Source organism: Halorubellus litoreus (assembly GCF_055378595.1).
Genome location: NZ_AP043836.1, coordinates 3,483,181 through 3,506,280, shown reverse-complemented (window position 1 = coordinate 3,506,280; position 23,100 = coordinate 3,483,181). Strand labels below are relative to the sequence as shown.

23 protein-coding genes are annotated in these 23,100 nt (G+C 71.0%); 10 read left to right on the top strand and 13 right to left on the bottom strand.

Annotation, left to right across the window (positions count from 1 at the left end; all coding sequences use genetic code 11):
* Nucleotides 1-15 precede the first annotated feature (15 nt).
* Complete coding sequence (locus ACZ48X_RS21880; RefSeq protein ID WP_336350374.1) at nt 16-867, top strand: hypothetical protein; 852 nt, start codon at nt 16-18, stop codon at nt 865-867.
* Between the two features lie 65 nt (nt 868-932).
* Here the strand turns inward: ACZ48X_RS21880 and ACZ48X_RS21875 are convergent, their stop codons facing one another.
* A complete protein-coding gene (locus tag ACZ48X_RS21875) occupies nt 933-1,904 on the bottom strand; it encodes a transcription initiation factor IIB (RefSeq protein WP_336350375.1) in 972 nt (323 codons plus the stop codon).
* A 392-nt stretch (nt 1,905-2,296) separates the two neighbouring features.
* On the opposite strand from ACZ48X_RS21875, the gene gatC reads away from it, so the two are divergent.
* The 4 genes from gatC to ACZ48X_RS21855 all read left to right on the top strand — a co-directional run bounded on the left by gatC (nt 2,297) and on the right by ACZ48X_RS21855 (nt 6,382).
* Entirely contained in the window at nt 2,297-2,575 is a 279-nt protein-coding gene (gatC, locus tag ACZ48X_RS21870; protein ID WP_336350376.1) for an Asp-tRNA(Asn)/Glu-tRNA(Gln) amidotransferase subunit GatC, read from the top strand.
* Nucleotides 2,572-3,840: an Asp-tRNA(Asn)/Glu-tRNA(Gln) amidotransferase subunit GatA gene (gatA, locus tag ACZ48X_RS21865; protein ID WP_336350377.1), complete on the top strand. Its 1,269-nt coding sequence runs from the start codon at nt 2,572-2,574 to the stop codon at nt 3,838-3,840. The genes gatC and gatA overlap by 4 nt, the downstream gene beginning before the upstream one ends.
* A 309-nt stretch (nt 3,841-4,149) precedes the next feature.
* Nucleotides 4,150-4,563, top strand: coding sequence for a DUF8048 family protein (locus ACZ48X_RS21860; protein WP_336350378.1), 414 nt, complete (start codon nt 4,150-4,152; stop codon nt 4,561-4,563).
* Nucleotides 4,564-4,636: 73 nt separating this feature from the next.
* A complete protein-coding gene (locus ACZ48X_RS21855) occupies nt 4,637-6,382 on the top strand; it encodes a spermidine synthase (protein WP_336350379.1) in 1,746 nt (581 codons plus the stop codon).
* A gap of 24 nt (nt 6,383-6,406) precedes the next feature.
* Here ACZ48X_RS21855 and ACZ48X_RS21850 read toward each other — a convergent pair whose 3' ends face one another.
* The gene (locus ACZ48X_RS21850) at nt 6,407-6,754 is read right to left on the bottom strand and encodes a helix-turn-helix transcriptional regulator (protein WP_336350380.1); all 348 of its coding nucleotides are present in this window, start codon (nt 6,752-6,754) and stop codon (nt 6,407-6,409) included.
* 194 nt (nt 6,755-6,948) lie between these two features.
* On the opposite strand from ACZ48X_RS21850, the gene ACZ48X_RS21845 reads away from it, so the two are divergent.
* Nucleotides 6,949-7,449: an ester cyclase gene (locus ACZ48X_RS21845; protein ID WP_336350381.1), complete on the top strand. Its 501-nt coding sequence runs from the start codon at nt 6,949-6,951 to the stop codon at nt 7,447-7,449.
* Nucleotides 7,450-7,543: 94 nt separating this feature from the next.
* Here the strand turns inward: ACZ48X_RS21845 and ACZ48X_RS21840 are convergent, their stop codons facing one another.
* From ACZ48X_RS21840 to ACZ48X_RS21820, 5 genes are all read right to left on the bottom strand, one after another.
* The gene (locus ACZ48X_RS21840) at nt 7,544-8,290 is read right to left on the bottom strand and encodes an NRDE family protein (protein WP_336350382.1); all 747 of its coding nucleotides are present in this window, start codon (nt 8,288-8,290) and stop codon (nt 7,544-7,546) included.
* A 78-nt stretch (nt 8,291-8,368) separates the two neighbouring features.
* Nucleotides 8,369-10,027: a class I adenylate-forming enzyme family protein gene (locus ACZ48X_RS21835; RefSeq protein ID WP_336350383.1), complete on the bottom strand. Its 1,659-nt coding sequence runs from the start codon at nt 10,025-10,027 to the stop codon at nt 8,369-8,371.
* Nucleotides 10,020-11,063 carry a mandelate racemase/muconate lactonizing enzyme family protein gene (locus ACZ48X_RS21830; protein WP_336350384.1) on the bottom strand — a complete coding sequence of 348 codons (1,044 nt, stop codon included), beginning with the start codon at nt 11,061-11,063 and terminating at the stop codon, nt 10,020-10,022. The genes ACZ48X_RS21835 and ACZ48X_RS21830 overlap by 8 nt, the downstream gene beginning before the upstream one ends.
* Entirely contained in the window at nt 11,064-12,056 is a 993-nt protein-coding gene (locus tag ACZ48X_RS21825) for a 1,4-dihydroxy-2-naphthoate polyprenyltransferase (protein ID WP_336350385.1), read from the bottom strand.
* A gap of 83 nt (nt 12,057-12,139) precedes the next feature.
* Complete coding sequence (locus tag ACZ48X_RS21820; protein WP_336350386.1) at nt 12,140-12,784, bottom strand: hypothetical protein; 645 nt, start codon at nt 12,782-12,784, stop codon at nt 12,140-12,142.
* A gap of 117 nt (nt 12,785-12,901) precedes the next feature.
* Here ACZ48X_RS21820 and ACZ48X_RS21815 point away from each other — a divergent pair, with 117 nt between their 5' ends.
* The gene (locus ACZ48X_RS21815) at nt 12,902-13,465 is read left to right on the top strand and encodes a helix-turn-helix transcriptional regulator (protein ID WP_336350387.1); all 564 of its coding nucleotides are present in this window, start codon (nt 12,902-12,904) and stop codon (nt 13,463-13,465) included.
* Between the two features lie 84 nt (nt 13,466-13,549).
* On the opposite strand, the gene ACZ48X_RS21810 is transcribed toward ACZ48X_RS21815, so the two are convergent.
* Nucleotides 13,550-14,878 carry an outer membrane protein assembly factor BamB family protein gene (locus tag ACZ48X_RS21810; RefSeq protein WP_336350388.1) on the bottom strand — a complete coding sequence of 443 codons (1,329 nt, stop codon included), beginning with the start codon at nt 14,876-14,878 and terminating at the stop codon, nt 13,550-13,552.
* Nucleotides 14,879-15,124: 246 nt separating this feature from the next.
* Nucleotides 15,125-16,024: a 1,4-dihydroxy-2-naphthoyl-CoA synthase gene (locus tag ACZ48X_RS21805; RefSeq protein WP_336350389.1), complete on the bottom strand. Its 900-nt coding sequence runs from the start codon at nt 16,022-16,024 to the stop codon at nt 15,125-15,127.
* 164 nt (nt 16,025-16,188) lie between these two features.
* Between ACZ48X_RS21805 and ACZ48X_RS21800 the strand changes: the two genes are divergently transcribed.
* Nucleotides 16,189-17,280, top strand: coding sequence for a J domain-containing protein (locus ACZ48X_RS21800; RefSeq protein WP_336350390.1), 1,092 nt, complete (start codon nt 16,189-16,191; stop codon nt 17,278-17,280).
* Between the two features lie 18 nt (nt 17,281-17,298).
* Here ACZ48X_RS21800 and menD read toward each other — a convergent pair whose 3' ends face one another.
* Nucleotides 17,299-19,149, bottom strand: coding sequence for a 2-succinyl-5-enolpyruvyl-6-hydroxy-3-cyclohexene-1-carboxylic-acid synthase (gene menD, locus ACZ48X_RS21795; protein ID WP_336350391.1), 1,851 nt, complete (start codon nt 19,147-19,149; stop codon nt 17,299-17,301).
* Nucleotides 19,146-20,495, bottom strand: coding sequence for an isochorismate synthase (locus ACZ48X_RS21790; RefSeq protein ID WP_336350392.1), 1,350 nt, complete (start codon nt 20,493-20,495; stop codon nt 19,146-19,148). The genes menD and ACZ48X_RS21790 overlap by 4 nt, the downstream gene beginning before the upstream one ends.
* Before the next feature lie 92 nt (nt 20,496-20,587).
* Between ACZ48X_RS21790 and ACZ48X_RS21785 the strand changes: the two genes are divergently transcribed.
* On the top strand, nt 20,588-21,094 hold the full coding sequence (locus tag ACZ48X_RS21785; RefSeq protein WP_336350393.1) for a hypothetical protein: 507 nt from the start codon (nt 20,588-20,590) through the stop codon (nt 21,092-21,094).
* Between the two features lie 49 nt (nt 21,095-21,143).
* Here the strand turns inward: ACZ48X_RS21785 and ACZ48X_RS21780 are convergent, their stop codons facing one another.
* The gene (locus ACZ48X_RS21780; RefSeq protein WP_336350394.1) at nt 21,144-21,740 is read right to left on the bottom strand and encodes a sulfite oxidase-like oxidoreductase; all 597 of its coding nucleotides are present in this window, start codon (nt 21,738-21,740) and stop codon (nt 21,144-21,146) included.
* A 243-nt stretch (nt 21,741-21,983) separates the two neighbouring features.
* Here ACZ48X_RS21780 and ACZ48X_RS21775 point away from each other — a divergent pair, with 243 nt between their 5' ends.
* On the top strand, nt 21,984-22,208 hold the full coding sequence (locus ACZ48X_RS21775; RefSeq protein WP_227131023.1) for a ribbon-helix-helix domain-containing protein: 225 nt from the start codon (nt 21,984-21,986) through the stop codon (nt 22,206-22,208).
* A 17-nt stretch (nt 22,209-22,225) separates the two neighbouring features.
* On the opposite strand, the gene ACZ48X_RS21770 is transcribed toward ACZ48X_RS21775, so the two are convergent.
* Nucleotides 22,226-23,038 carry a DUF3179 domain-containing (seleno)protein gene (locus ACZ48X_RS21770; RefSeq protein ID WP_336350395.1) on the bottom strand — a complete coding sequence of 271 codons (813 nt, stop codon included), beginning with the start codon at nt 23,036-23,038 and terminating at the stop codon, nt 22,226-22,228.
* Between the last annotated feature and the right edge of the window lie 62 nt (nt 23,039-23,100).

Genomic DNA, 23,100 nt, shown 5'->3' with positions numbered 1-23,100 from the left:
CCCGGGGTTCCTGTCGTGAACCGACTTGCCGCCGCCGCCGGCGTCCTCCTCGTCGGCGTCCTCCTGCTCGGTGCCGGCCTCGCACCGTCGTTCGGTTGCGACCGCACGTACGCGCTCGAGACGACGCCCGCGCCGGACGGCGACGCGCCGGTCGCGAACGCGAGCGCGCTTCCCGAGGACGTCCGCGAGACGTTCGTCGACGCGGTCGAGCGCGACGCGCAGGTGAACGTCACGCAGGCCGCGTACCTGACGCACCTCGAGGACCGCCGCGTGCGGTACGACGGGACGACGTACGCGACGAGCATCCGCGCGGTCGAGACGTGCGGTGGCGGGGTCGAGGACGCGCTGGTCGTCGCCGGCAGCACGCTCTCCGCGCTCGGCGCCGTCGCGCTCGTGCTGTTCGCGCTCTACCGCGACGAGCTCGGGCCGCCGCTGGGCGTCCTGCACGCGAGCGCCGCGATAGCGCTCGTCCTCGGCGTCGCGCTGTTCTCGGGCGGTATCGCCGCACCCGCTGGGTGCACGGACAACTTCGCGCTCGACACCACGGAGATACCGGGCGGCGAGAACGCGACCACGGAGCGCGTCGTCGACGCGAGCGCGCTCCCGCTCGACCTCGCGAACGCCACCGAGCGCTCCGTCACGTCGAACCAGACCGCGTTCGTCGACCGTACCGCGTTCCGCGAGCACCTCGAGAACCGGAGCGTCCGCTTCGGCGGCAGCGTCTACGACGCCGACGTCGTGCTCGTGCAGGACTGCGGCGGCGGCCTCGACGACGCCCTGCTCGTCGTCGGCCTGGCGTTCGCGACGCTCGGCGCGGTCGCGCTCGCGCTGCTCGTCACGTTCGACCACGGCGAAAAAGTCCTCTGAATCGACGACGCCCGCCACGACCACCCGACCGGTTTCTCGCTCTCAGTCCGGGCTCTCGCGTACAGTCAGACCGGCTGCGCCGCTTCGAGGAGTTCGTGGTAGCGGTTCCGGATGGTGACCTCGCTGATGTTCGCGACGGAACTGACCTCCTTCTGCGTGACCTTCTCGTTCGCGAGCAGGCTCGCGGCGTACACGGACGCCGCGGCGAGGCCGACCGGGGACTTCCCGGAGTGGATGCCCTTCTCCTTCGCGGCGTCTAAGAGTTCGCGAGCGCGGCGTTCGCCCTCGTCGCTCATCTCCAGTTCGCTCGCGAACCGCGGCACGTACTGGACGGGGTCGGCGGGCTCTATCTCGAGGTTGAGCTCGCGGACGACGTACCGGTACGTGCGAGCGATCTCGTCCTTCTCGACGCGCGAGACGTTCGTCACCTCGTCGAGGCTCCGCGGCGTGTTCGCCTGCCGGGCGGCGGCGTAGAGCGACGCCGTCCCGACGCCCTCGATGCTGCGCCCGGGCAGGAGGTCCTCGGCGAGCGCGCGCCGATAGATGACGCTCGCGGTCTCGCGGACGTTCTTCGGGAGTCCCAGGGCGGAGGCCATGCGGTCGATCTCGCCGAGGGCCTGCTTGAGGTTGCGTTCCTTGCTGTCGCGGGTGCGGAAGCGCTCGTTCCAGGTGCGCAACCGCTGCATCTTCTGGCGCTGGTTCGACGAGAGGCTGTTCCCGTAGGCGTCCTTGTTCTGCCAGCCGATGTTCGTCGACAGCCCCTGGTCGTGCATCATGTTCGTGGTGGGGGCGCCGACGCGGGACTTCTGGTCCTTCTCCTTGGAGTTGAACGCGCGCCACTCGGGGCCGCGGTCGACCTCGTCCTCGTCGACGACGAGCCCGCAGTCCTCGCAGACGGTCTCGCCCTGGGACTCGTCGCTGACGACCCGACCGTCGCACTCCGGGCACGACAGCGTCTCCGCGCCGGAGTCGGTCTTGGTGTCTGTCTTCGTTCTCGCTGTGTCCGTCTCTCGTCGCCGGATGCTGGTGTCTGTCATCGTGGTGGGGGGAGGGTGAGCCGCGTGGAAAAAGCCGGGCTCTCCCTATCGCGTTGCATCCACGGCGACTTAAACGCATTGGCCAGATGCGTTGGTTTCTTCATGATTCTTCGACTGAAACTCGATTCGGCCGACGAATCTTCGACCGAGTCGCCGTTTCGGGTGACGGGACGACGACGACCTCCGGGCGCCGACCGGCTCCCGGAGTCCGCCCAACACACGTCCAGCGATATCGCGCCGTCGCACCTCCAACACCGCGCCATCGCACGTCCAACACCGCGGCATCGCACGTCCAACACCGCGGCATCGCACCACCAACCCCACCCCGTCGCACGACCTTCGGCGGGCACGGTATCGAAACCCTTACTCATGCCAGTGGAGTGCTTTCGACCATGAGCGACGACGCCGCCACCGCCGAGGACGTCCGGCACGTCGCGGACCTGGCTCGCGTCGACCTCGACGACGACGAGGTCGACGACTTCGCCGAGCAGTTCGCGGACATCCTCGAGTACTTCGACGCGCTCGACGACGTTCCGACCGTCGACACCGACGCCGACCTCGTGAACGTCATGCGTCCGGACGAGGAACACGACTGTCTCACTCGCGAGGACGCCCTCTCGAACGCAGAAGGCACCGAGGACGGCTACTTCAAGGGGCCGAACGTCTCATGAGCGAGAACATCTTCATCACGCGCGAGACCGTCGACGGCGCCGACGACGGGCCGCTCGCGGACACCACGGTCGCGGTGAAGGACAACATCTCCACCGAGGGCGTGCGGACGACCTGCGGGTCGGAGATGCTCGCGGACTACGTTCCGCCGTACGACGCCACCGTCGTCTCCCGACTGAAGGACGCGGGCGCGACCATCGTCGGGAAGACGAACATGGACGAGTTCGGGATGGGAACGACCACCGAGACGAGCGCGTTCGGCGCGACCGAGAACCCGGTCGCGCCCGGGCACGTCCCCGGCGGCTCCTCGGGTGGGTCCGCGGCCGCCGTCGCGGCGGGCGAGGCCGACGTCGCACTCGGCTCCGACACCGGCGGGTCCATCCGCTGTCCGGCCGCGTTCTGCGGCGTCGCCGGCATCAAGCCGACGTACGGCGTCGTCTCCCGGTACGGGCTGGTCGCGTACGCGAACTCGCTCGAACAGATCGGGCCGCTCGCGCCGACCGTCGAGGAAGCAGCGGCGCTCCTCGACGTCATCGCCGGCCCCGATCCGAAGGACGCGACGACGCGCGACCCCGAGCGCGACGCGCCGTACGCCGACGCGGCCGACGGCGACGTGGACGGGATGACCGTCGGCGTCCCGACGGAACTCGTCGACGGTGCGGACGACGGCGTCCTGGAGACGTTCGAGGACGCGCTCGACGACCTCCGCGCGCAGGGCGTGGACGTCGTCGACGTCAGTCTGGAGTCCGTCGAGTACGCGGTGCAGGCGTACTACGTCATCGCGATGTCGGAGGCCTCGTCTAACCTGGCGCGGTTCGACGGCGTGCGCTACGGCAAGTCCGGCGGCTACGACGGGAACTGGAACGAGGTGTTCGGCGAAGCCCGCGAGGAAGGGTTCGGTGCCGAAGTGAAGCGTCGCGTCCTCCTCGGGACGTACGCGCTCTCGGCGGGCTACCACGACAAGTACTACAAGCAAGCGCAGAACGCTCGGGCGTGGGTGAAGCAGGACTTCGACGAGGCGTTCGCCGAGGTGGACGTGCTCGCGAGTCCGACGATGCCGGTGCCGCCGATGGAGCTCGGTGAGAGCCTCTCGGACCCGCTCACGATGTACCTCGCGGACGCGAACACCGTCCCGGTGAACCTCGCGGACCTCCCGGCGGTGTCGGTGCCGGCGGGCGAGACCGACGGGCTCCCGGTGGGGATGCAGTTCGTCGCGCCGGCGTTCGACGAGGCGACGGCGATTCGTGCGGCGAGCGCGCTCGAGTGACCGGTCGGGCAGTGTTCGAGCAGGCGAGGCACCGGTTCGGGGGGAGCGACCGGACCGACCCTGGTTACCAAAGGCATATCGGGTTACTGACTCTTCGGTGCTCTGGTCGTGAGGCGACGCCGGCCACGAACGTTTTGTAGAACGTTCGACTGCTACAACGGTAGCGGCAAATTAGCCAGAACGCTCCTTCGAGGGACCTAGACTACGGATATCGGGCGACTCAGTTCTCGAAACGAAGCGGAGAACTATACGTGTGTCTCGTCTATGTGCAGGTACACACGACCCCTCCACAGCAAAGGTGACATACAAATGAAAATCTCTCACAACACTGACGTCGAATTCGGCGAGTTCTCGCGCGCCTGCGACCTCGTCGAGGACTACTACGGCGACCTGGTCGACGACGTGGCCCTCCACGCACCGGTCTCCCGTCGACAGCTCGTCGCCGTCCTCGCCCGCGCGCAGCTCTCCGGCCGCGACCTCGGCCCGGACGGCCTCGCCGAGGTCGGCGAGGAGACCTACCAGTCGAACGACGAGACCCTCTACTGGGTCGACGGCGAGTTCTGGTCGCGCCTCCGCCGCGAACACAACCTCCACCCCGACGAGGGCCGCGCCGCCCGCGAGGTCCACCGCCGACTCATCGAAGCCCTCGACGGCGACGTCTCCTACTACAACCGCGACCGCGACCCGTTCGTCCTCGTCGAACGCGTCACGCCCGTCGACTGACGGCGACGCCACGCGGACCGCGACCCCGTCCCCGTCTCGAACAGTTAACCGCCTCGGGGTCTAGCCTCCGGGTATGCGTTCCCGTCGATACGTCGACGCCGTCCGTCTCTCCAAGCCCGAGCTCGCGGTGTTCGTCTCTGGCGTGGCGAGCATGGGCCTCGAGATACTCGCCGGCCGGATGATCGCCCCCCAGTTCGGGAGCAGTATCTACACGTGGGGGAGCATCATCGGCGTGTTCCTCGCCGCGCTCAGCTACGGCTACTGGCGGGGCGGGAAGCAGGCGGCGCGGATGGCGACGAACGGCCGGATGGCGCGCGTGTTCCTCCTGACCGCGGGCTACGTCGCCGTCCTCATCGTCCTCGGGGACCTCCTCGTTCGCGGGCTCGCGACCGTCCCGCTCCCGAGCCGGTTCGCGTCGCTCCCCGCGATAACGCTCCTGTTCGGGCCGCCGACGTACCTCCTCGGGTACGTCAGTCCGTACGCCGCCGAGCTCTCCGAGAAGGACGGACTCGGCGAGGCGTCCGGGCACGTGTACGCGCTCGGCACAATCGGGAGCATCGTCGGCGCGTTCGCGACGACGTTCTTCCTCATCCCGTCGCTGGGCGTGGAGGAGATCGCGTTCGTGTTCGGCGTGCTCTCGGTCGGGACCGCCGTCGCGCTCCTGCGCCCCGGGTGGACCCGGGAGAACGTCGCCGTCAGCGCGTTCTTGCTCGTCGTCCTCGTCGCCGCGCTCGCCGGCCCCGCGCTCGGACTGTCCGTCGAGGGCCGGGTCGTCTACGAGACCCAGACGCCGTACCAGGAACTCCAGGTCGTCGACCGCGGCGACACGCGCGTGCTCTTCCTCGACGGCCAGAAGCACAGCGCGATGGACCGCTCGGACCCGAACCGGCACGTCTTCGATTACACGCGGTACTTCCATCTGCCCTTGCTCCTGACGGACCGCGACGACGAGGTCGAGAACGTCCTGTTCGTCGGCGGCGGCGGGTTCACGGGCCCGAAGCGGTTCGCGAACGACTACGACGCACGAGTCGACGCCGTCGAGATAGACCCCGAGGTCATCCGCGTCGCCAAGGAGTACTTCCGACTGGAGGAGTCCGACCAGTTGAACGTGTACAACGCGGACGGCCGCGAGTTCCTCCGGGAGACGAATCGCACGTACGACGTCATCGTGCTCGACGCGTACAAGAAGGACAAGGTCCCCTTCCAGTTGACCACCCAGGAGTTCATGGAGCTCGCGAAGCAGCGCCTCGACGACGACGGCGTGCTCCTGACGAACCTCATCAGCGCGCCGAGCGGCCCGGCGTCGAAGTTCTACCGCGCCGAGTACAAGACCATCGACAGCACGTTCGAGACGGTGTACACGTTCCCGACGGTCGGCGGCGCTGTCGTCCAGAACGTCGAGGTCATCGCGACGAAGAACGCGACGCGCGTCAGCGAGGAGACGCTGCTCGCGCGCAACGACCGCCGCGACATCGGCATCGACCTGGAGAGCGAGATACGGAACTACCGCGACCCGCCGAAGACGAGCGACGTCCCCGTCCTCACCGACGACTACGCGCCCGTCGACAGCCTGCTGGACCCGATGGTCGGCCAGCAGTACGTCGTCCAGGAGACGAACGAGAGCGACGGCGACGCGGCGACGAACGACAGCGACGACGTGGCGAACGCCACGGACGGGAACGAGTCGGTCGCGTCGAGCGCGACCGTGATTGACCCGAGCGAATCGACCGTCAGCATCGACGCGCCGGCGCGGCCAGCCGTCGCTCCGCGGGCGGCGGTACAATCGAGAACGGGACGTGTCGTCGACGTGCGGGCCTGAGCGTCGACGGGCGAGCGCGAGCGACTACTCCTCGTACGCGAGGTTCATGATCCACTGCGAGAACGCGTCGGAGTTCCCGTCGACCTCCTCCTCGCCGATGAATGGCGACAGCATGTCGCCCGCCATCAGTAGCGAGAAGTCGAGGTCGCGCGCGGTCGGCGAGATGTAGTACGTGTTGTGTCCGTTGTAGATGGTGTCGTCGCGGTCGACGAGACCCTTCTCGACGAGGCTCTCGACGATGCGCGAGCCCTTCCGCGAGGAGACGCCGAGTTCCTTCCAGAAGTCGCTCTGGTGGATGCCGCCCGTCTCGCGGACGAGTTCGAGCCCCGCGTGCTCGTCTTCTGTGAGTTCCTCCTCTGCGGCGACGCTCACGCGGACCACCTCGGCGACGATTGTCCGGACATGGGTTCGTTGGAACGAAATAGCGGCGACGGCTTAAATGTCACCGTCTCGCCGCGGGACGCCCGGTCGAATCCACGACCGGGTTTCGGTCCGTCTCACCGACCCGGACCGTGAGGGTTCGCCCACTGCGTAAGGGAACGGCACTGGGCGTCGAACGCGAACGTATGCCAGCAGAATCAGGGCGAGCGACGACGCAATCACCGCACGACCTCGACCCGCGCGTCGAACGCGCGATCGAAGCGTTCAACGACCAGGACGTCGGGCGCGTCCTGGGCGCGTTCGCCGACGACGGGACGTTCTTCGACCCGCTCCTCGACGAACCCGTCTCCGGCCGCGAGTTGCGCGAGTACACGACCGAGATCTTCGAGGCGTTCCCGGACCTCACCATCGACGTTCGGCGCGTCGTCGCGTCGACCGACCGCGACGTGGCGCTCGAACTGACGTACGTCGGGACCCACCAGGGCTCGATGGACGGCATCCCGGCGACGGGGCGTCGCGCCACGACCGAGACGATCGCGGTCATCGAGTTCGGCGAGGACGGTATCGAGTCGTGGCGCGACTACTTCGACCAGGTCGGGTTCCGCGAGCAACTCGGGCTGACGTTCCCGTCGGTGCTCTCGCTCGCACCGAAGCTCGCGGTCCGGAAACTGAAGGCCGTCGTCTGAGTCGACTGGGGCGCGGTCGGCGCGTCCCGGTCGGCGGTCGGTCCGCGCGTCTCGGTCGGTGCAGGTCGGTCCGCGCGTCTCGGTCGACGCTCGGTCAGAACGTCGCGTCGACGCGCTCGTACTCGGTCTCGCAGGGGGCGCCGTCGGCGTACCAGTACCCGAACTCCTCGCCGACGTGGACGAGCGACGACGACCGCGTGCCGTAGCCGTCGCCGTGGATGCAGACGCCGTAGTCGTGGTCGCGGAGCACCGCTGCGGCGCGCTCGCGCCACTCCTCGGGCGTCTCGCCGGCTTCGACCTGGAGGGCGTCGTGGACGGCGCGCGCGTTCTCGGCCTGGCGCTGGGCGTACTCGCGCCGGAGGTCGGGTATCTCGAAGTCGTCGACCGCGCCGACGTTCACCACGACGTGGACGCCCGGGTCGAGGGAGTCGACGACGAGGTCGCCGTCCCATTCGAGGTAGTTGGCGTCGTCGGCGTCGGCGACGACGAGGTTGAACCCGTCGTACTCGTGCGTGGCGACGGCGTCCTCGACGACGGCGGTCGCGTCCGCGGCGCTCGCCTCGGCGAGCGCGTCCCGGACGAGGAGGCCTCTGGAGCGTTCGGCGGCGAGGTCGGCGTCCGTCCAGCGGTTCGTGATACCGACGAACACGCCGTGTTCGTTCGTCCCGATCCACGTGCCGCCGGCTTCCTCGTCGCGCGGCGCGACGACGACCGGGTCGCCGTCCTCGCCGTCGATGCGGGCGGGACCGACGGCTGGTCTGTCGAGCGCTTCGTCGCGGTTCGCCGCGACCACGAGCGGCGCGTCAGCGAACGCGCGCCACGCGAACGTCAACGTACACACGTCGACGCGTAGGTGCGCTGGCAACTTAAGGGGTGCTTCGGCGGGTGCGCGTGCCCGTTCGGGTTCGCTCCTGCCCGGTCAGTCGTCGGCGAGGCGCTCCCGGACGGCCGGCCGGTCGACCGTCCCGGACGCGGTGCGTGGGATGGCGTCGGCGAACGCGACGGTCTTCGGGAGTTCGTGTGCTGCGAGAGTATCGCGGAGTGCGTCGCGGACCGCATCGGGCGTCGACGGCCCGACGTCGGCTTCGGAACGGACGACGAGTGCGACGACGCGCTCGCCCCACTCGGGGTCCGGGAGGCCGACGACGGCGGCGTCCGCGACGGAGTCGAGCGCGCGGAGCGCGTCCTCGACGACCGCGGGCTGGACGTTCTCGCCGCCGGTGACGATCATGTCGTCCACGCGCCCCGTGACGTACACCTTCCCGTCGACGTCGCGGTATCCACGGTCGCCGGTGTGGAACCCGCGCTCGCCGAACCGGCCCGCGACGTCGCGCTCGCCGGCGCCCGAACCGGTCGTCGCGCTCTCGTCGGCGTCGTCGTGCGCGTCGAGGTACCCGGGCGTGACCGTCGGCCCGGAGACGACGAGTTCGCCGACCTCGCCGGGCGGCACGGTCTCGTCGTCGGCGTCGACGACCGCGACGGTCGTGTTCACGAGCGGCTGCCCGACCGTCTCGGGGTCCGCGAACGCCTGCCCGGGGGTCGCGGTCGCTATCTGCGAGGCGGTCTCGGTCATCCCGTACGTCGGGTAGACGGGGACGTCGGCGCGCTCGCAGCGCGCGAGCAACGCGGGGTCGGCGGCCGCGCCACCGAGGAGGACGAACCGGAGCGACGCCGGTGGCGTCCAGTCCGCGTCGAGCAGCCGGTCGAGCGCCGTCGGGACGAGCGAGACGCCCGTCGCGTCGTGGTCGTCGAGCGCGCTCGCGGTCGCGTCGGCGTCGAACTCGCGCTGGAGGACGACCGTCGACCCGTAGAGCGCGCACCGCACGATGGGTGCGAGCCCGCCCATGTGGTACGTCGGGAGCGGCGACAGCCAGCGGTCCGCGCGCCCGACGCCGAGCCGGAACGCGCTCGCGGTCGCCGACGACAGCAGGTTCCCGACCGTCACCCGCACCGCCTTCGGGTCGCCCGTCGACCCGGACGTGAACATCGTCACCGGAACGTCGCCCGGCGTGACCCGATGCGATGGCGCCGTCGCGTCGGGCACGTCGCTGGCAGCGCTCCCGGTCGGCGCGTCCGGTTCGCCCGCGACGGTCCCGAGACCCTCGACCGTCACGCCCGAGGGCGACTCCAGTGCGTCCACGGCGGCGTCGGCGCGGTCGCGACCTGCCGCGTCCGCGAGCAGCGTCTCGACGCCCGCGTGGTCGAGTTGCGCGCCGAGTTCGCCGGGTGCGAGGTCGACGTTCAGGAGGACGAGCTCGCGGCCCGCGCGCCACGCGGCGTGCACGAGCGCCACCACCCTGGGGTGGGGGTCCGCGAGCACACCGATGCGTCCGGGCACCCCACCGCCATCGTCGCCGTCCCCGAGTTCGTTCGCGACCGCAGCGACCCACGCGTCGAGCTCGCGGTACGTCCACGGATCGCCCGTCGGATGGTCGACGAGCGCTTCCCGGTCGGGGGTCGCCGCCGCGCGCGCAGCGACGAGGTCCGTCGTCGGCCAGTCGCCACCCGCGCCCGCCGCGCTCGCGGCGTCGGTCGCGTCGGCTCGCTCGCCTCCGTCGCTACGTGCGCGGTCAGGCATCGTCGTCCTCCCAGACGCCGTGAACGCCGAGTCCGGCGTCCTGCGGGACGCGAACCGCGCCGTCGTCGACGAAGCACGGGTCCGGGCCGAGGTCCGTCGACAGCCAGTCGCCGGTCGCGAGGCCGCAGGGGAGGACGCCCGGGAGCGACGCGGCGACGTGCACGGCGCCGGCGCGCGCGACGACGGCGTCGATCGTCGTCGTCACCACGCTCGCCACCTGCTGGGCTTGCGCCTCCACGGCCGCGCGGCGTGCGCGCTCGACGCCGCCGAGCGCCATCGGTTTCAGGACGAGGACGTCCGCCGCGTCCGCGTCCAGGACGCCCTCGACGGAGTGCGTCGCGAGCGTCTCGTCGACCGCGACGCCGACGCGACCACCGCGGAGGTCCGCGAGTCCCGCGAGGTCGTCCGCGGGCAGCGGCTGTTCGACGTACCGCACGTCGGCGTCCGCGAACCCGTCGAACGCTCTCGCCGCCTGGTCGCGGGCCCACGCGCCGTTCGCGTCCGCGCGGAGCGCGACGTCCTCGCCGACCGCGTCGCGCACGGCGCGCAGTCGTTCGACGTCCCGGTCGACGTCGCCCGCGCCGACCTTCACCTTCACCGTCTCGTAGCCCTCCTCGACCGCGCGTTCGGCGGCCGCGGCGGTGTCGGCGGGCGCGGCGTCGCCGACGGTCGCGTTCACCGGCACCCAGCGGCGCTCGCTCTGCCGACCGAGCAAGCGGTACAGCGGCCGGTCGTGTTGCTTCGCGCGGAGGTCCGCGAGCGCGAGCGCGACGCCGTGACGCGCCGCCGGATTCCGGTCCAGGTCCGCGCGCAACGCCGCCTCGTCGTCGCGGAGTCGCGACACCGCGTCCTCGAGCGCCCCCCGGCACTCCGCGGTCGACTCCGTCCACGGCGCGAGCGGCGTCGCCTCCCCGAACCCCTCGTGCTCGCCGTCGCTCACGCGAACGAGGAACCCCTCGCGGTCCGTTATCTCGCCGTTCGCCGTCGCGAGCGGTTGCGAGAGCGACACCGTGAAATCGCGGATTTCGGCGTCCATCTACGCCACCCCCGCGGCCGCGAGCGCGCCGGCACCCAGCACGTTCCCGCTCGCCGCGGCGAGTCCGAGCGCGAACAGGACGGCGTACAGCGCGAGCAACTGCCCGACCCGCTCCAGCGCCGGGTTCAGTGCCGCACCGCCCGTCTCCGTCAGGACGGTTCGGGCGACCATTCCCGCGAGCGGGAGCGACAGCACGGGCGCGAGCACCGTCACCGCGAGGTCGGCGCCGAGCCAGAGGTAGAGCGGCGTCGCGTACGCGAGCGCGAGCAGGGCGACGAACTCCGTGCGAGCGAACCCGTACCCGAACGCGACGGCGAGCGTCGTCTTCCCCGTCTGCGCGTCCTCCTCCTTGTCGCGGACGTTGTTCACGACGAGGATGTTCGTCGAGATCGCCGCGACCGGGAGGCTCGCGACGACCGCGAGCCAGAGCGCGTCCATCGGCGCGAGTCCGACCGCGAGCGGGCCGTAGTCGACCGCGGCAGCGGCGGCCTGCACGTAGTACGTCCCCGTCACGGCGACCAGTCCGAAGAACACGAACACGAACAGGTCGCCGAGGCCGTTGTACCCGAGCGGGTACGGCCCGCCGGTGTACGCGACGCCGCAGACGACGCTCACGAGCCCCACGACGAGGATCGGAACGCCGCCGACGTACACGAGGTACGTCCCGGAGACGATGGCGAGCGCGAACGTCAGAATCATCGCGCGCTTGACCTCCGCGGGCTCGATGAGGCCGCCCGCGGTCACCCTGGTGAACCCTTCGCGGTCCGCGGTGTCCGCGCCCTGAACGGCGTCGTAGTAGTCGTTCGCGAAGTTCGTCCCCACCTGGATGAGCGCCGCGCCGACGAACGCCGCGATAGCGGGCAGCGCCTCGAACACGCCAGCCCAGGCCGCGACCGCCGACCCCACCAGGACCGGCGCCGCGGCCGCCGGGAGCGTCTGCGGGCGCGCCGCCATCACCCACGCCTTCCGTCGCGAGACCGCTTCCGTACTCATTACCAGCGAGTCGGGCCCGCTCGTACCAAAACGTTCGGCTTCGCTACCGGTGGCGGTCCGTTCGTCCCGCGACCGCTACGGGGTCAGTCGTCGGCGTCCCAGTCCACCCACAGCCAGCCGGTCATCTCGATGGCGCCCGCGTCGGCGCCGTCACTGTCGTCGCTGCACGGCCGGTCCGTGCCGGGGTCGTACTCGCCGTTCCCGTTCACGTCGTGCAGCATCACGACCGCGTACCGGCCGGTGCCGTCGTCGTCGACCGGGACGCCGGCGCCGTCGGCGGTGACGGCGTTCTCGTACGCGACGTGGTCGACGCCGACCGCGGTCCCGTTCTCGAACGCGACGAACAGCGTCGACTGGTTCCCGGGGACCGTCCAGCCGACGCGGAGCGCGCCGTCGTCACTCCAGAGCATCTCGGCGTTCCCGGTCCCCCAGTAGCTCACCCAGCCGCCGTCGCACGCCACCGGCTCCGGGAGGGACGCGGCGAGGTCCGGGGCGTCGCCGGGGTCTGCGTCCCACACGCGGACGTCGTTGTACTCGGTGGTGCCGTCGGTCGACCCGGTGTGACTCGACTCGCGGTGCTCGGTCGCGGGACCGTCGGTCGTCGTGCGCTCGGTGTCGACCGTCGTCGCCTCGTCGGTGTCGTCCCCGATGGGGTCGGCGAGACACCCGGCGGTCGCGGCGAGCGCGACGACGGCGAGCGCGACGAGAAGCCGCTTGGAGGGCTGCATACCACCACGTTCCGTCGATTCGGATAAGTGCCTTCGGCAAGGTGAAACGCGGATAGTAGCACGCCCAGGGTTTACACGAGACGTAAACCTCAAGCGTCCGCGTCGCCAGTCGGGCGTATGGTTACTGTCACGCTCGACGCGCCGATCCCCGGTTCGACCGTCGAGACGGTCGCCGGTCGCGCCGACGCGGACCCGCGAGCGCTCACGAGAGCCGTCGACGCGCTCCACGAGTCGCTCGTCGACGGGAGCGACGCCATCCTCCAGCACTACCGGACCACGGACGCGCCAGACTCGGTCACGGTCGCGGACGGACTCGCCACCGTCGTCTACGTCGACGACGACACCTGGACGCGAACGCTCGACACGCACGGCGTCCCAGCCGACGTCGCCCCGGCGGTACGCGCGGTCCACGCCGCGTTCGCGACCGACGAAACGGGACGGCCGGGCGACGAGTCGCGGCGCGAACCGATGGTCCTCCCGTCGCGCGACGTCGCCGAACTCGTCCGCGCAGGACTCTCGACGCGCCAGGCCGAGGTCCAGGTCCTCCACGACGCCGGCCTCGACTACGCCACTATCGCCGACCGTCTCGACGTCGCGGAGAGCACCGTCAAGGTCCACCGCCACCGCATCCAGGAGAAGGTCGCGAACGCGAAGCGACTGCTCGACGCGGTCGCGGACTGACGCGGAGCCCGACCGGAAGGAAGGGTCGACGGTCGAGGACGCGGCCGCGTCCGGTCGACTCCGTCGGTCACCACGCGTCGACGGTCACCACGCGTCGACCGACACGGCGTCCCCGCTCGGTCGCGCGGTCGCGACGAGGGAGCCGTCCGCGACGACGGCGTGCACGAGTTCGTCGACGTCGAGGCCCTGGCGTTCGCGGACGGTTCCGTCCGCGAGCGCGTGCACCGAGAGCGCCGGTCCCGTTCGCTGGGCGTCGTCGCCGTCGTCGCCCGCGGCCGCCGCCTCGACCGGGACGTACAGCGCGTCGCCGCAGACGAACGGGAGCGCGGTCGGTGCACCCGAGGAGTCGTCGTCCCCGACCGTCCACGTCACGTCGCCCGTCGCGGCGTCGCGCACGACCACGCGATTCGGGGCGCGGCCGTGGAAGTCCTGGCTCGCGACGACGAACGCCTCGGTCGCCGCCGCGACCGTCTCCTCGCCCGCGACCACGCCGTCGTCGGTCTCCCGCTCCACGGGCGGCGACCGCGACCACGCCGAGTCGCCGTCGCTCGCGCCGAGCGCGAGCAGTTCGCTCCCCTCCGACGCAGCTATCGACGAGAACGCGCGGCCGCCGCCGACGACCAGCGACCGCGGCGCCACTCCTCCGGCCGACCACGCGTTCTCGCCCGTCCGCGGGTCGAGCGCGAGGAGCGCGCCCGCGCCGTCGCCCTCGACCGTCCGCGTCACGTAGAACCGCTCGTCGTCGGCCGCATGGGGAATCCAGCCGCGCTCGGCTTCACGGCGCGTCCACACCGCGTCGCCGTCCCGCACGTCGACCGCGACCAGCTCCTCGGCGCCCTCGCCTGCCTCGGCCGGCACCGTCACGAGCGCGAGACCGCGCGCGACGACCGGCTCGACGTGGTTCCGGACGCGCCACGTCCACCGCTCGCTGCCGTCCGCCGCGTGGAGCGCGTACAGCGTGTCCGCGCCGCCGCGCCACAGCACCGTCTCGCCCGCGACCCGCGGCGCACCCGCGTACGCCGTCCCCGACACTTCGACCGTCCACCGGACCGCACCGGTATCGAGGTCGAGCGCGACGAGGCGCGCGAACTCCGTCCCGCGATCCAGGCCGACGAACGCGACGTACGCGACACCGTCCGCCACCACGGGTGGCGCGACCGAATCGACCGTCGACGCCGACAGCGACCGACGCCACGTTGCCCCGTCCGAGAACTGTCGTGGTGCGGCGTCGCCCGGTGCGCGCCGCGCGTTCCCAGGACCATGCCCGGGGTGCGCCCAGTCGCCGGGTTCCACGAGGAACGGCGCGGGCATCGTCGACCCGTCGCTATCGCCGTCGTCCCCACTGAACGCGCTACAGCCGCCGAGGAGGGCGGTCCCGGCGGTCGCCAGGACCCTGCGTCGAGAAGCCCGCATCGCCCGACGGTTCCAGCCCGCGGCGTAAGTGTCTCGTGGTCGCACGAACCGGGACGAACCCCGGCTAGAGTGCGGTGCGGTCGCGGTGCGGTCGCGGTGCGGTCGCTGTCGCGGTGCGGTCAAGCGCACTCACCGAGCGCGAGCGAGCGAAGCGAGCGAGTCGCTCGGGAGTTTTTCGCCCACGTTTTTGCAAGGAGCGGTGCGCGAACGCAGTGAGCGCACCCGACGCAGCAAAAAGGTGGTCGCTTAGTAGTGGTACTCGTAGTCGTCGAAGTCGGGGTCGCGGCCTTCGTTGAAGGCGTCGCGGCCTTCTTGGGCTTCGTCGGTCTGGTAGGCGAGGCGGGTGGCTTCGCCGGCGAAGACTTGTTGGCCGACCATGCCGTCGTCGGTGGCGTTGAACGCGTACTTGAGCATGCGCATGGCGGTGGGGGATTTGCCGAGCATCTCCTCGGCCCAGTCGAGTGCGACGTCTTCGAGGTCGTCGTGTGGGACGGCTTCGTTCACCATGCCCATGTCGGCGGCTTCGTCGGCGTCGTAGGTCTTCCCGAGGAAGAAGATCTCGCGGGCTTTCTTCTGGCCGACCTGTTTCGCGAGGTACGCGCTCCCGAAGCCGCCGTCGAAGCTTGCGACGTCCGGGTCGGTTTGCTTGAATTTCGCGTGTTCCTCGCTGGCGAGGGTCATGTCGCAGACGACGTGGAGGCTGTGGCCGCCGCCGACCGCCCAGCCGGGGGCGACGCAGACGACGGGTTTGGGGATGTGGCGGATGAGCCGTTGGACTTCGAGGATGTGGAGGCGGCCGGCGCTGCTGGCGTCCTCGCGCTCGGCGTCGTCGCCCTGGTACTCGTAGCCGTCGGCGCCGCGGACGCGCTGGTCGCCGCCCGAGCAGAACGCCCACCCGCCGTCCTTCGGGCTCGGGCCGTTCCCCGTCAGGAGCACGCACCCGACGTCAGTCTGGCGTTTCGCGTGGTCGAGAGCGCGATACAGTTCGTCGACCGTGCCGGGCCGGAACGCGTTCCGGACCTCGGGGCGGTCGAACGCGATGCGGACCGCGCCGACGTCCGTCCCGCGGTGGTACGTGATGTCCCGGAAGTCGTCGTTCAACTCGGTCGCCTCCCAGCGCTCCGGGTCGAAGAGCTCGCTGACCATACCGGGGACTCGCCGCGGCGCGCACTTGGAGGTTCGCGTCTCGGCTGGCCCTCGCCGAACCGGGGACGCGGCCGGATACGGCGTCGGCGTTCGCGAAGACGGGATACGTGCCGGTTCGTTGCCGGGAACGTTTTTCTCCGCTCGGTTACAAACACGCACGAGGCATGGGTGAGACGTTCTACGACGTCCTCGGGGTGGACGCGGCCGCGAGTCAGGACGAGATCGAGGCCGCGTACCGCGAACGCGTCAAGGAGACCCATCCGGACCTGAACGACGCGCCGGACGCGAGCGACGCGTTCCAGCGCGTGCAGACCGCCGAGGAGGTGCTCGGCGACCCGGACGAGCGCGCTCGCTACGACCGCCTCGGGCACGCGTCGTACACGAGTCACTTCGGTGGCGGGACCGGCGACGGTGGCGGTCGCTGGGACGTCGGCGCGGACCCGACCGCGGACGCCCGGGGCGACGCGTCCGGGAGTCGCTGGGGCGCGAGCGGTCGTGGGAGCGAGAGCGATAGCCGCGGAAGCGCTGGCGGGCCGGGCGACGACGGCGTGAACGACGGAGGCGTGGGCGCGGATGGCGGGTTCGGGTTCGACCCGGGCGCGTACGACCGGACGCGCCGCTCCGGGTCGAATCCGAGCGAGCGGAGCTACGACGTCGGCGGGTCCAGCGGAGAGGGACAGGCGTCGGCGAGCGCGACCGGTGCGAGCGCGAACGCGACCGGCACGACCGCGCCCGGTGGCGGTGCGAGCACGTCGACGGACGCGGGCGGCGCGACCGTCGGCGACCCGACCGACAGCCGGCACTGGCGCGAACGAGAGCGCGAACGCTCGAAGCACGCGCAACGCGAGGGCCGCGGGACCGCCGCCGACGACACCGACGGCGGGTACTCGGTGCACGACTGGAACGACGACGAACTCGACACCGCGCGGACGCCCTACAAGCTCCAGGGGAGCGAGTTCGTCGTCGTCGGCATCATGTTCGTCCTCTACCCGTTCATGGCGTACTCCGCGATAACGCCACAGTTCTCGCTCGTCGTGAACGTCACCGTCGCCGCGTGCGCGCTCCTGCTCACCGGGTACCTCCTGACGATGCCACGCATCGCCATCTACGTCTTCGGCGCGTGGAGCGTCATCGCGCCGCTCGCACTCCTCCTGTTCCCCGCGCTCGACCCCGTCTCGCTGCTCGGCGTCGTCGTCCTCGGGAGCACGTGGATACCGTTCGGGTACAGCGTGCTGTTCATGCAAGTGCTGCGGTGACGGACGGGACTCAACCGTCTACCGCGTCTCGCTCGCGGAGCGAGCGCGCTCGCGCGCTCGGTCGGTGACGGCGTCGCGAGCGTCGTGGCTCGCGGCCGCGTCGAACCCGACCTCGAGGACGTGCGAGCCCTCGGCAGCGACCGCGTCGCGGTACGCGCTCGCGAACGCGTCGACCGGGACGCGCTCGAACGCGAACTCGTAGAGGTCACCCGTTGGCTCGAAGTCGATGCCGTGGGGCGTCTGGAACTGCTCGGTGAACGGCGGGTCGAACTCGCTGATGGGGAGCTCCTGGAAGATGCCGCCGCCGTCGTTGTTCACGACGACGATCGTCGCGTCGACGTCACAGCGCGAGAGCGACAGGAGGCCGTTCATGTCGTGGTAGAACCCGAGGTCGCCCGTGACGTACACGAGCGGGTCGTCGGTGGCGCTCCCGGCGCCGAGCGCGGTGGAGGTGACGCCGTCGATGCCGCTCGCGCCGCGGTTCGCGAGCACCGTCACGTCGCGCTCGCTCGCGGGAGCGAACCGGTCGGCGTCCCGCACCGGCATCGAGTTCCCGACAACCAGCGTCGCCGGTGCGGGCGCGTTCGCGACCGCGTCCGCGAGCACCGCGCCCTCGAACGCACCGACCGAATCGTCTTCGCGGGCGTCCGCGACCCCCGAGGTGAACGCCTCGTCCATCGCGAGCGCGCGCTCGACGGTCGCGTCGCGGTCGGTCCCCGTCGGTCGGTCGCGGTCCGCAAGCCGGTCCGCGACGCCGCGCGCGACGTGGACGGGGTCGGCCGCGAGGAGGGCGTCGGCGACGAACTCGGCGTCACGCCACTCGCCAGCAGGGTCCACGAGCACCTGGCGGACGTCGCGCGCAGCGAGCGCCTTCCGGAGCGGTTTCGACGTCGGTGACGCCCCGAACCGCAGGACGAGGTCGGGCTCGACCGCGTCCAACAGCTCGTCGACGTACCCGTCGTACGAACCGAGAATCGGTGCCTCAGCGACGTGCTCGCCGTGGCGGACGGTCGATAGCGTATCCGCGAGCACCGGGAACCCCGCGGTCGCACCCAGTTCCGCGAGCGCCGGCGCGTACCCATCGCGAGCGACGTCGACGGGGTCGGCGGGGCCGGCGACGACGAGTCCCGCGTCCGCCGACGCGACCGACGCCGCGAGCGCATCGAGGCGTCCGTCGTCGAGCGTCGGCCGCCCCTGCGCCGTCTCGACGTACGCACGCCCCGGCCGTCCCTCGCTCGCTCGCACGTCGCCCTCGTCCCAGCCCGCCGGCACGTCCCCCTCGACCTCGAGTGGCTCCAGGGGCTTCCGGAACGGACAGTTCACGTGGACGGGTCCCGCGGGCGTCCCCGTCGTCTCCGCGAGCGCTCTCGCCGCGTCCGTCCGCAGCCGCCGGAGCTTCCGCGGCGTCGCCTCCGGCTCCGGGAGGTCGCGATACCACCGCACGGTCGACCCGTACAGCTTCTCCTGGTCGACCGTCTGGTTCGCGCCGGAATCCCGCAACTCCGGCGGCCTGTCCGCCGTGAGCGCGAGCAATGGCACGCGCGCCTGGCTCGCCTCCACGACAGCGGGATGATAGTTCGCCGCCGCCGTCCCCGACGTGCAGACGAGCGCCGTCGGCTCGCCGGTACGGCGGGCGCGACCGAGCGCGAAGTACGCCGCCGACCGCTCGTCGAGGATCGAGAACACGTCGACGTCGTCGTTGGCCGCGAACGCCATCGTCAGCGGCGTCGACCGGCTCCCCGGCGACACCACGACCGCATCCAGTCCGCCCGCCGCGAGCTCGTCGACGAGCGTCTCCGCCCACAGGACGTTCCGGTTCGGGTACCCGCCGTCCTCGGCGTCACCGCGGGCGCGGTCGTCGTCGCTCATCTGAACTCTTCGAGCAACGGCCGGTACTTCAGCTGGATCTCGTCCCACTCCTCCTGGGGGTCCGAGTCCCGGACGATGCCGTTCCCCGCGAACAGCGTCGCGCCGTCACCGCCCGCGACCCCCGAGCGGATGGCGACGAGGAACTCCCCGTCACCGGTCGCGTCGAACCACCCGATGGGGGCCGCGTACCACCCGCGCTCGAACGTCTCCACGTCCCGGATGGTCGCCGCGGCCGCCGCCGGCGGCAGCCCGCCGACCGCGGGCGTCGGATGCAGTGCCTCCACGATGTCGAGCACGTGCACGTCCGACGCCAGCTCGGTCGTGATGGGCGTCTGCAGGTGCTGGATATTGTCGAGTTTCCGTACGCGCTGCTCGCCCTCCGTCACGTCGCCGAACCCCGCGAGCTGCTCGCAGATCGTGTCGACGACGAGACGCTGCTCGTGCTGTATCTTCTCCGAGTCGACGAGCGACTGCGCGAGTTCGGCGTCGGCCTCCGGCGTCCCGCCGCGCCCGACCGACCCCGCGAGCGCCTCCGTCTCCACGCGCCGGCCGTCGCGCTTCACGAGCCGCTCCGGTGGGGCTCCCAGGAACCCGGCGTCCTCGGTGGGCTGTACGAGGAACCGGTAACAGTTCGGGTACGTCCGCCGCAACCGCTCGAGGACGTCCGGGAGGTCGACGGGCCCGTCGAGGTCGACCTCGAGCGCGCACGCGAGGACGACCTTCTCCAGGTCGCCGGCGCGGATGCGCTCGGTCGCGTCCGCGACCTGCGTCGTCCACGCGTCCTTCGGCGTCGTCCGCCGCGTCGCCCGCACGCCCGGCGGCGTCCCCACCGGCCGCATCTTCGGAAGGGCTTGGACCGACTCGACCGCGTCGTCGAGCGCGCGCTCGACCGCCTCCGGGTCGGCGTCGGGCCCGTACGCGTTCACCGTCACCCACGTCCCGTCGTCCGTCCGCGTCAACTGCACTTCCGGGAGGACGAACGACGCCGCCGGGAACCCGCTCCAGGAGCCCTCCGGGGCGTGGTCGTCGCGGAACGCGAACCCGCCGACGAACCGCGGGCGCGGCGCCTTCCCGCTCGCGCCGTTCGCGTCCACGTCCGCGAACGCCGCGGCCGCGGCCGACCGCACCGCATCGAAGCGCTCCGGGCCGTCCGCGGTCACCTCGGCGGCGACCCCCGCACCCGCCAGTTCCAGGCCGCCGGGGCTCGCCCACTGGAGCCGCGGCGGTTCTCGCGACGCCAGGAACGCCTGGAAGGACACGTCGCCGACCTCGCGGCTGCGACTCACCAGGCGTCCCGCGTCGAGCACGACGTCTCCCGACGCCCCGCCGCTCTCCGCTCGTTCCATCGCACGCAACTCAGGGACGGGCCGTATAAAGGGTGTTCATATCCGAGAACCTAAGGAGAAAGCACTTCACGCGACCGCTCGACGCCCCGCGCATGCGACGCCGCCGTACCCTCCACGCGTTCGCCGCGACCGCCCTCCCCACCGCGTTCGCCGGCTGTCTCGGCGACGACACCGTCGGCGAATCGACCACCGGCGTCTCGACCACCGATGCCTCGACGCGGACGACCGCCGCGACGACCACGGTGCCGTGCGACGCGCCGTCGTCGCTCGAACTCGGCGAGCCCGAGTACGAGCTGGGGCCCTCGAACGAGACCCCGCCGGTGTCGACGAGCGAACTCCCCGACGCCGAACGGCGGGTCGTCGAGGCGGCGGTTCCACCGGACTCGTACGTGACCTGTGGCGACGCGAGCGCGCTCCAGTCGCTCGCGGAACGGATCGAGGAGCGAAACGAACTGCGCTCGAAGCGCCACGAGGAACGGTGGACCGAGCAGGACGCGACCGTGACCCCGCCCGCGTACCTCCATCTCTACTACCTCGAACACGATGGCTCGACCTACGAGGTCGAACTCGTCGTCGACGGCGAGATATCGCTCCCGTGACCGCCGACCGCCGGACCGCGAGTCAGGCGTAGCGCTCCCGGACCGCGACTCACGCGTAACGTTCCTCGTTCCACGGGTTCGCGGTGTTCGAGTACCCGCGTTTCTCCCAGTACCCGCGCTCGGGTTCGGTGAGGAACTCGACGCCGTCGACCCACTTCGCGCCCTTGTACGCGTACCGATGCGGGGTGACGACCCGGAGCGGGCCGCCGTGCTCGCGCGGGAGGTCGTCGCCGTCGAACGCCCACGCGAGCATGACCTCATCGCGCATGCACTCCTCCAGCGGGAGGTTCGTCGTGTACCCGTCGAGCGCGTGGAACATGACGTGGACGGCGTCGTCGTGAACCCCCGCGAGGTCGGCGAGGGTCGGGAACGTCACGCCAGTGAACTCGCAGTCGAGCTTCGACCAGCCGGTGACGCAGTGGAAGTCCTGGCGCTGCGTCTCGCTGTCGACCGCCTTGAACTCGTCGAGCGAGAACGAGCGCTCGTCGTCGACGGCGCCCCAGACGTCGAGCGAGTACTCGTCGGGGTCGTAGTTCGGCGTGCCGCTCTTCGAGAGCACGGGGAACTTCGACGTCTCGCGCTGCCCGGGCGGTACGCGCTCGCCGTCGAACTCCTCGTGGAGGTCCGTGACGTCCCTGACTGTCATCGCGGACTCGTAGCGCGCGAACGACCGTAGGCGTGACGGACCCGAGTTCGCGTCGCGGTCCGCGACCACTCGCCCGACGTCGGAGGACCTTGCCAATCCAGGGCGAGGAGCGTGTACGGACTCGTTCATCGACGGACACGAACGGCCCCGAAAGTCCGCCGAGGGGGCTTGAGGCGGCCTCCCGCGGCGGATTCACGTCCCCAACAGGCTTAAATACCCCCTTACCGATAGCCCCAATTACTGATGCCCAAGGTCGAGATAAACATCCCCGAGCATCTCGAGATGCAGATCACGCAGATGGTGGAGCAGGGCGAGTTCGTCAACCGCGACGAAGCCATAGAGGACCTCCTGGCGGCCGGACTCAAGGCGTACAAGACGAGCGGCCCGATGGACGACGAGGACGAACGCCTCGACTCCGGCTTCGAGGACGACGGCATGATGGGTCACGACGACGAGTACGTCTTCTAACCGCGGCGCCTTCTCGCCTACTTCCGTCTCTCCGCTCCCGTCTCGTCGACGCCCGAGTACGGCGGCGGCAGCAACACCTCCGACTCCGCGTGTTCGCGGCGCCAGTCGCCCCACGTGGCGACCTGCGACGGCCGAATCGCGAGCGCCTCGTTCTCCAGGGGCCCGCAGATGGCGCGCGCGAGCAACTGGCTCCAGTAGCTCCCGCTCTCCCGGTCGACCATGACGAGGTTCCCGGCGTTCCGGACGCCGACGTCCGTGTCCCTGACGGTCGCGCCGAACGACCGGTTGTCCTCCTCGGCGGCCGCGGCGAACACGTCCTCGGGCCGCCAGAGCAGGCCCGTCGCGCGGAACGACCGCGTCTCGCCCGCGACGACGCGGGACGCGACCATCCCGCTCCGGCACAGCGAGCAGTACGTCACGAGCAGCGGTTCGCCCGCGTACTCGTCCTCGACGACCTCGTGCCGCCACAGGACCGTCACGGGGTACGCGCGCGGGCGGTCGCCGCCCGTGAGCCCGACGACGACCTGCGAGTCGTCGAGTCGGCCGTCGTCCGCGTACCGTTCGTCGACGTCGCGCGGCCAGTCGCGCGCGAACTGCGGGTCGTCGATCTCGAGGAGCGCCCACGGCTGCGTTGACTCCTCGCAGACCGTCGGCGGGAACCCCGTCTGCGCGAGCGACGGGTACGCGTCCTCGCCGCCCGTTCCCGGGCCAGCGCGCCCGCTCGCGGTGCCGCGGTCCGCGCCGAAGGAACTCGCGAGGTCGAGGCAGCCAGCGAGTCCGCCGAGGCCGACCGCCGCCGCCGTCGCTCGCAGGAGGGCACGCCGATTCATGGCGTCCGGTACGCGTCGTCGACGCATGAACGCGGGGCGGTCGTGCGCCAATCCCTCACACC